Origin of the sequence: Clostridium sp. (assembly GCF_021443865.1) — a bacterium.
Lineage (GTDB): Bacteria > Bacillota > Clostridia > Clostridiales > Clostridiaceae > Clostridium.
In genome coordinates this window covers 1-8,329 of record NZ_JABUTB010000087.1, presented here as the reverse complement: position 1 = coordinate 8,329, position 8,329 = coordinate 1, and the positions used below count along the sequence as shown (strand labels likewise).

At 29.3% G+C, this 8,329-nt stretch carries 7 protein-coding genes; 5 read left to right on the top strand and 2 right to left on the bottom strand.

Going from position 1 to position 8,329, the window contains the following annotated elements; translation table 11 throughout:
- Positions 1–70: 70 nt before the first annotated feature.
- From HUJ77_RS12970 to HUJ77_RS12950, 5 genes are read left to right on the top strand one after another with little or no spacing between them, the layout of a single operon-like run.
- Positions 71–1,213, top strand: coding sequence for an ABC transporter substrate-binding protein (locus HUJ77_RS12970; RefSeq protein ID WP_291709275.1), 1,143 nt, complete (start codon positions 71–73; stop codon positions 1,211–1,213).
- A gap of 24 nt (positions 1,214–1,237) precedes the next feature.
- Positions 1,238–2,113 carry a branched-chain amino acid ABC transporter permease gene (locus tag HUJ77_RS12965; RefSeq protein WP_291709273.1) on the top strand — a complete coding sequence of 292 codons (876 nt, stop codon included), beginning with the start codon at positions 1,238–1,240 and terminating at the stop codon, positions 2,111–2,113.
- Positions 2,114–2,122: 9 nt separating this feature from the next.
- The gene (locus HUJ77_RS12960; RefSeq protein ID WP_291709271.1) at positions 2,123–3,091 is read left to right on the top strand and encodes a branched-chain amino acid ABC transporter permease; all 969 of its coding nucleotides are present in this window, start codon (positions 2,123–2,125) and stop codon (positions 3,089–3,091) included.
- Positions 3,092–3,094: 3 nt separating this feature from the next.
- Entirely contained in the window at positions 3,095–3,853 is a 759-nt protein-coding gene (locus tag HUJ77_RS12955) for an ABC transporter ATP-binding protein (protein ID WP_291709269.1), read from the top strand.
- A gap of 3 nt (positions 3,854–3,856) precedes the next feature.
- A complete protein-coding gene (locus HUJ77_RS12950) occupies positions 3,857–4,561 on the top strand; it encodes an ABC transporter ATP-binding protein (protein ID WP_291709267.1) in 705 nt (234 codons plus the stop codon).
- 187 nt (positions 4,562–4,748) lie between these two features.
- Here HUJ77_RS12950 and HUJ77_RS12945 read toward each other — a convergent pair whose 3' ends face one another.
- The gene (locus HUJ77_RS12945) at positions 4,749–6,119 is read right to left on the bottom strand and encodes an MATE family efflux transporter (RefSeq protein WP_291709266.1); all 1,371 of its coding nucleotides are present in this window, start codon (positions 6,117–6,119) and stop codon (positions 4,749–4,751) included.
- A gap of 14 nt (positions 6,120–6,133) precedes the next feature.
- Positions 6,134–8,143 (bottom strand): molybdopterin-dependent oxidoreductase, encoded by a 2,010-nt coding sequence (locus HUJ77_RS12940; RefSeq protein ID WP_291709265.1) that lies wholly within the window; start codon positions 8,141–8,143, stop codon positions 6,134–6,136.
- Positions 8,144–8,329 lie beyond the last annotated feature (186 nt).

Sequence of the window (8,329 nt, the reverse complement as noted above, 5' to 3'; positions counted from 1 at the left end):
TATTAATTTATTAATAAAATGTTTATTTATTTGATATTTTATCAGTAATTAATTCAAAGGGGGATTTTTTATGAAAAAGAAATTACTTGTAGGACTTCTAGCCTCAGCAATGGCTACATCACTATTAATTGGATGTGGAAGTTCTAGTACTGAAAGTGGAACTATTAAAATAGGAGGAATCGGTCCATTAACTGGTAGTGCATCTACTTATGGTAATTCTGTTAAAGAAGGGGCGTCTTTATTAGAAAAAGAAATTAATGATGCTGGCGGAATAAATGGCAAAAAAATTGAATTTATATTTGAAGATGATGGTGCCACTCCTGATGGTGCAATGCAAGCTTTTAATAAATTAGTAGATAAAGATGGTGTAGTTGCTATCTTAGGGGGAGTTACTTCTGGCGCTACTTTAGCTATAGCTAAGAACTCAACAGAAAGACAAATTCCTATGATTACACCTACTGGAACTGAACCTTCTATTACTAATGAAGGTGGAGAATATATGTTTAGAGGATGTTTCATAGACTCCTTCCAAGGTGAGATTTTAGCAAAATACACTAAAGAGAATTTAAATAAGAAAACAGCTGCCGTATTATACAATGCTGGTTCTGATTACTCAATAGGTATAGCAAAAGCTTATAAAGAAACCTTAGAGAAAAATGGTGGAACTGTAGTTGAATATTTATCCTATAATGATGGAGATACAGATTTTAAAGCACAATTAACTAAGATTAAAAGTTCTAATCCTGATGTAATAGTATTACCTGATTACTATAATGTTGTTGGACTTATAGCTAAACAAGCTAGAGATATTTCTATTACTTCTCAACTTTTAGGTGGAGATGGTTGGGAATCTGAAGAGTTAGTTAATATAGGTGGAGAAGCAGTAAATGGTGCTATTTATATTAATCACTATTATTCAGGAGATACATCTGAAATAGTTAAAAATTTCGTTGATTCTTATAAGAAAGAATATAACAAAGAGCCAGATTCCTTTGCAGCTTTAGGTTATGACTCTGCTAAAATTTTAGTTGAAGCAATTAAAAATGCTAATAGCACAGATGGAGCAACTATTAAAGATGAATTAAGTAAAATAGAATTAGAAAGCGTTACTGGAAAAATTAGTTTTAATGTAGAAAGATCTGCAATAAAAGGCGCAGCAGTTATTAAATTAGAGGGTGGAAATAAGGTATTAGATAATAAAATAAATCCTTAATACATTTATAAGGGAGGATTAACTATGGAATTTATACAACAATTAATAAATGGCTTAGCTTTAGGTAGCGTATATGCCCTCCTAGCTTTAGGTTACACTATGGTTTATGGAATAATACAGCTTATAAATTTTGCTCATGGTGAAATTTACATGATAGGTGCTTTTGCAGGTTACTATGCATCAAGCGTACTAAAATTACCTTTAATACCTACATTGTTAGTAGCTATGACCGCTTCTGCAATACTTGGTATTTTAATAGAAAAGATTGCATATAAGCCTTTAAGAAAATCTCCAAGAATAGCATTATTAATTACTGCTATTGGTATATCATTGTTTTTACAAAATATTATGAGTAAATTTGTTGGAACAGCTCCAAAACATTTTCCGGAACTAATAGATCTTGAACCAATTAAATTAGGGGGCCTTCAGTTAGATTGGAAAACCATATTAATGTTTGCAGTTTCTTCACTCCTTGTAATTCTCCTTCAATTTATTGTATATAAAACCAAGGTTGGAAAAGCAATGAGAGCAGCTTCTTTTGATATAGAAGCTGCTTCATTGATGGGGATTAATGTAAATAACACTATTTCCCTTACTTTTGCTATTGGATCAGCATTAGCTGGTATAGCTGGTGTTCTAGTTGCAATTTCCTATCCTAGCATAACTCCTTACATTGGTGTAATGCCTGGGTTAAAAGCCTTTGTTGCAGCAGTACTTGGAGGAATTGGAAGTATACCTGGAGCATTAATTGGTGGTTTATCAATAGGGTTATTAGAGACTTTATCTAAAGCATATATTTCAACTACTTTTTCAGATGCTATTGTATTTGGAATATTAATAATAATACTTATAATTAAACCTGCTGGTCTATTAGGTAAAAAGACTAATGAGAAAGTGTAGGTGATTTCAATGAAAGATTTTTTAAACAAAAAAATATTATTAGTACTAGTATCTGTCATTTTAGCTTATGGTATTCTATTTGGTCTTACAACCTCTGGAATTATTAAATCTTATTATACTGGAATAATTATTTTATCATTAATTAATATTATTTTAGCTGTTTCACTTAATTTAATAGTAGGCTTTACTGGTCAACTTTGTTTGGGACATGCTGGTTTTATGGCAATAGGTGCTTATGTATCAGCTATGCTTACAAAAGAAGCAAACTTTCCATTCTTTATAGCCTTATTAATTGGAGCTATTATTGCTTCTATCTTTGCAGCTTTAATTGGTTATCCAACACTACGTTTAAAAGGTGATTATTTTGCTATTACCACTTTAGCTTTTTGTGAAATTATTAGGGTTATTATAATGAATATTGAGGCTGTTGGCGGTGCTACAGGACTTAAAAGTATACCAAAAAAGACTAACTTTACTGTTGCATTTATCTTTGCTGCTTTAACAATTTTAATAATATATAACATCCTTCATTCTTCACAAGGTAGAGCAATGATTACTGTTCGTGAAAATGAAATTGCTGCTGAAGCTATGGGAGTTAATACTTTTAAATATAAAATGATGGCATTTATAATAGGAGCATTTTTTGCTGGTCTAGCTGGATCTTTATATGCTCACTATATGGGATATATACAACCTTCCACTTTTAACTTTGTTAAATCTATAGATTATTTAACTTATGTTGTATTTGGAGGTATGGGGTCATTATCAGGTTCAATTATAGCTACTATAGTATTAACTTTCTTACCTGAATTACTTAGAGGTTTTGCTGAGTATAGAATGATTATATACCCTATTGCTCTTGTTGTACTAATGCTATTTAGACCTCAAGGACTTTTAGGTGATAAAGAAATATCATTAAAAATATTTAAAAATACTTCTAAGATAGTAGAGAAATCAAAAAAAGGAAAGGAGGCTTAAACTATGTTAGATGTTTCAAATTTATCAATTGAGTTCGGTGGATTAAAAGCTGTATCAGAGTTTAATTTAACTATTGATGAAAAGCAAATAGTTGGTTTAATTGGTCCTAATGGTGCTGGTAAAACTACTGTTTTCAACATGTTAACTGGTGTATATTCTCCAACAAACGGAAATATATGTTATCTAGGAGAAAATCTTAATGGTCTTAAACCTTATAATATAACTAAGAAAAAGATAGCAAGAACCTTTCAAAATATAAGATTATTCTCTAACCTTACAGTATTAGATAATGTAAAAGTAAGCTTTAATTATAGAATAAATTACTCTTTATTTGATTCAATTTTAAGAACACCTAAATTTAGAAAAGAAGAGAATAAAATTGAAAAAGAAAGCTTAGAGCTTCTTAAAATATTTTCATTAGATACAAAGGCTGATGAAACTGCTAAAAATCTTTCCTATGGAGAGCAAAGAAAGCTTGAAATAGTAAGAGCACTTGCAACAAACCCATCATTACTTTTATTAGATGAACCTGCTGCAGGTATGAATCCTCAAGAAACTATAGAACTTATGAATCTAATAAATTGGATAAAAGAAAAATTCAATATATCTGTTCTTTTAATTGAACATGATATGAAATTAGTTATGGGTATTTGTGAAAAAATAGTAGTTCTTGACTATGGTAAGAAAATTGCAGAAGGTACACCTGATGAAATAAAAAATAATCCTAAGGTAATTGAAGCTTACCTAGGTGAGGGGGCTTAGAATATGCTTAAAATAGACAACATAAATTTATATTACGGTGGCATACACGCCCTAAAAGATTTATCTTTAGAAGTAAAAAAAGGTGAAATAGTAACCTTAATAGGAGCAAATGGGGCAGGAAAAACCTCAACATTAAGAGCTATATCAGGCCTTGAGCCAATTAAGTCAGGAACTATCACATATAAAGATGGAAACTTAAAAAAGGTTCCTACTCATGAAATAGTTTCTCTTGGCTTATCTCATGTACCTGAAGGCAGAAAGATTTTCGCAAATCTTACAGTAAAAGAAAATTTAGAATTAGGTGCTTATTTAAAGAAAAACAAAAGTGAAATTAAATCAGATATGGAAATGGTATTCTCTAAATTTCCAAGATTAAAAGAAAGAGAAAAACAACAAGCTGGTACTCTTTCTGGTGGTGAACAGCAAATGTTAGCCATAGGTCGTGCTTTAATGAACAGACCAGAAATGTTAATTTTAGACGAACCTTCCATGGGGCTTGCCCCACTAGTTGTAAAAGATATATTTGATACTATTGTGGAAATAAATAAATCTGGTACTACTATTCTACTTGTAGAACAAAATGCTAACATGGCCTTATCAATTGCCAATAGAGCTTATGTTCTAGAAACAGGAAAAATAGTTTTATCAGGAAAAGCTAGTGATTTATTAAATGATGATAGTATTAAAAGTGCTTATCTTGGTGAATAACAAAAAATAAACTAAAGGAAATGAAAAATAAAAAGGGGCTGTCGCACAATGTAAAATGAATAATTCTACATTCTACATTTTTAATTTAGGAGCTGTTGCGACAGCTCCATTTTCGTTTTTTATTATAACTAATAAAGAAATTTAATTCCTCTTTACTAAGTATATTTAATTAGCATCTTTAGTATTATTAAACTCCAACTATATTCTTAAGCCATTTCTTTTGTTTATATCTTTTAAAACCTAATACAAATTTATAAACTTCTTCAATGGTTATCATGGCATAAACATAGTATATAGGTAAGCCTAGAACTATTCCTCCTAAAAATGCAAAGGGAATTCCTACTAACCATACACCTGTCAAATCAAGTAGTAATGATGCTTTGGTATCTCCACCACTTCTTAGAACTCCTACTATATTAACTAAGTTAAACATCCTAAAAGGTAAATAACATACAAATACTGTTAAACATTTTGTAATATCATTTGCTACAGTACTATCAACGGAAAATAAATTAATTAATGGATTTCTTATTAAAATGCAAATTGCTCCCATAATTATTGTAAGTATTAATTGAATAACAAAAAAACTTTTTGCATGCTTTTCAGCATCCTTTAATTTATTTCCTCCTAATTCATTTCCTAAAATTACTGCTGTAGCTGCACTAAGACCTTGGAATATAACAATACAAATCTGCTCAACATTTTGTGTTATAGTAATAGATGCCACAGCTTCATCTCCCATTCTTCCATATACTAATGAATACATAGTAACACCTAGCCCCCACATAAACTCATTAGCAATAACTGGTGAAACAGTAACTAAATATTTTTTAATAAAATCCTTATTAAAAGTAATTAATTCCTTTATCTTAGCAGCAGCTGCTCCTTTACTAACATAAGCTACCGTTAATATGGATAGGCACTCTACTAATCTTGCTATTACTGTAGCTATTGCAGCTCCTTGAACCCCTAATTTAGGTGCTCCAAAATTACCAAAGATAAAAGTATAATTTAGTACTACATTTACTAATATAGCTACTAGACTAATAAAAACTGGAGCATTAACCTTATTAGTTGCCCTAAGTACAGAAATATAACAATTAGTAATTGCAGTTAATGGATAACTTAATGCTACCACTACTAAGTAGGATGCTCCAATAGCTATTGTTCCTTCACTTGGAGTAAAAATTCTCATTACTACTTTAGGTATAAAGACTCCTGCAAGCATAAATAAAATAGCTGCTGAAAGACCTATAATAAGAGAAGCTCCCAGTACCTTTCTAATATTTTTTATATCTTTTTTACCCCAATATTGAGCAGTTAAAATTGATGAACCACTAACTACTCCAAATAATAATAAAGTAAATACAAAGAAAACCTTATTGGCTAGTCCTACTGCGGCTATAGAACTTTCTCCTAATGAACCTATCATTAAATTATCTACTAAATTTAAGGTTGTATTTAATAATGCCTGAATAGCAATTGGTATAGCAATTGCCACTATCTTTTTTATAAATTTTTTGTCTTCAAAAATATTCTTAAAATATGTTAATTCCATGAAATCTCCTTAAGCTAATTTATTTTAATAATTTTTACTTTTGTTTCATTGTAAGTAACTTGTCCACCAATATCTGATATACCTGATTCTGTTAAATAGTTAGGGTTTCCATGTTTAGACCACCATCCTACATACATAAGAACAACATAATCTGATACTATGTTATCAATATTTAACTTTACAGTTATCTCACCTTTTTCACTTTTTAATGTTACTATTTCATCATTATTTAAGTTTAAGTTTTTAGCCATATTTTCATTTATATATGCAATGGCAATTCCCTCTTTATCCATCATATGCTGACTAGATAAGCTATCTCTTGTATGGTTTGTTAATAATATAAATTTTTCATCTTTAATATGCTCTCTATATAACATATTATTAAAGAAAATTTCAAACTTACCTGACTTAGTTTCAAATTTTTTATCTTCCCAAGCTATTGGTTTATGAATAGTAAAGTTATTATTCTTTAAATATTCAATATTTACTTCTTTGTTATATGTCTTTAAAGGTTCTATTACTTTACTTAAATACTCCCTTTTATTTACATAAGGATATCTTTCTATATTAAGATTTCTAGCAAGCTCTTTAAAAAGCTCATATTCATCCATTAATATTTCCTTTGGAGCTACTGCCCTTTCATTGTAGATAATATATGGATTAGTCATAGAACTATATATAATATCTTCACTTTCTAAGGTACTAGTAGTTGGAATAAATAAATCACATTCAATTGCCGTATCTGTCATAAACATATCAAAGCATACTTTAAATTCAATTTTAGAAAAAGCATCTTTTAATTCATTTAAATCTGCAAGTTGATTTAGCAAATTAGACTTAGTTACAACAGCCATTTTTATTGGAATATTATATTTATTTAATTTCTCTTTTGAAATATCTTCTTTTATATATATTTTTTCATCATTATAATAGTCTTTACCTTTTAAAGAAGCCTTTATAAAATCTGCTATCTCACTTACATAATAAAATCTATTTTCACAAAGTTCCTCACTATTATAGGGATCAGAATTAATTACATTTGGATAAACCTTATTTGCATAATTTATTCCCCCGCCACTAAAGCCAATTTGTCCTGTTATTGCTCCTAAGATATCTACTAAACTTATAGTATTACCACCATTTTTATACTTTTGCATTCCATATCCAAGTAATATTGTTGAGTATTTATTTGTATATAAATGAACTAACTCTTCTATTTCATTCATTCCTACTCCACAAGCTTCTATCAAGTCCTCTAAGGATAATGCTTCTAAATAATTTCTATATTCTTCAAAGCCATTAACATAATTATCAATATAACTTTTATCGTATAATTCCTTTTCTATTATTATCTTACCCATTGCAAGAGCTAAAGCTCCATCACCATTAGGCTTTATTCTAATATATATATCTGCCATTTCAGCTGTCTTTGTATAAATGGGATCTATTACTACTATCTTGCTTCCCTTTGACTTTGCTTTCTTTATACATTGCATAGTATGTATAGATGTAAATGCTGGATTCTTTCCCCAAATAAATATTGATTTGCTATTAAACATATCTTCTAAAGAATGGCTTCTTACATCTCCAAAATTTAATGTCTGTGCTTTTATTCCAGCACTCCAGCAAGGACCGCCTTTTGCCTTGCTTACTCCTCCAAAGAAATTAAAAAATAAATCTCCTATGCTTTTAAGTAAAGCCCCATTGCCATATTGTTCATAATATAATATAGATTTTGATGAATATTTATTTTTATAGTAACTTAATTTTTCTGTTAATATTGATAGTGCTTCTTTAAAGGTTATCTCTTTCCATTCTCCATTAACCTTTAGCATTGGATTGTATATTCTATCTTTATGACTCAATCTATCTAAATGCGCAAGGCCTTTTTGGCAAACAAATCCCTTAGTAAAAGGATGATTTTTATCGCCTACTATTTTTAATATTTCGTTATTTTCTACATGAATATTAAATTTACAGCAATCAAAACAATCTAAAGTACATCCATGACTTAATACTTCCATTTTTCCCCCTACATCCTATTATTTTTATTTTCTTTCTATTCTTTTATAATCCAATAACATTATATATCTTTATTCTTAATTATAATAGACTGTGTATTTATAAATTATATCTAATTGTACAAAAAAGAAAACTCCTATTTAGTATAATCCCCTTATGGTAGACAAATATAAAAAGACCCTTATAAT